1 protein-coding gene is annotated in these 455 nt (G+C 49.9%); it reads right to left on the reverse strand.

Annotated features, from left to right (window positions below):
• A partial coding sequence (locus tag D7Y13_RS42735; protein ID WP_279637205.1) for a replicative DNA helicase occupies positions 1-455 on the reverse strand: 455 nt, incomplete at both ends.

The raw sequence follows: 455 nt of genomic DNA on the forward strand, positions 1-455 counted from the left end.
GTACCGAGGCCATCTCCAAAGAGAATATAGCCACGCCCTTGTTAAACTCTACCGCGGCGTTTCTGGCCGCAGACACCACAAAAGCTGTCTTACCCATACCTGGACGGGCCGCCACGATGATCAGATCGCTCTTCTGCCAGCCGTTGGTGAGTTTATCCAATTCCGTAAAGCCACTTGGCACACCCGTGAGACCATCCACATGGTTTTTCCTAGCGTCCAGTTCAGTCAAAGCCTGCGTCATGATGCTCGCCATGGAGGCATAATTCCTCCTGATGCTCTTCTCTGAAATACTAAATAAATCCTGTTGCAGTTTGTCCATGAGCATGAACACATCCGTGGAATCTTCAAAAGCAAACCTTTCTATATCGGACCCTACGGCGATCAAGGCCCTTTTCATGGCATACTCTGCAATGATACGGGCATGAAACTCGATGTTGGCTGCAGAGTTCACCTTG

Origin of the sequence: Corallococcus praedator (genome assembly GCF_003612125.1) — a bacterium.
GTDB lineage: Bacteria > Myxococcota > Myxococcia > Myxococcales > Myxococcaceae > Corallococcus > Corallococcus praedator.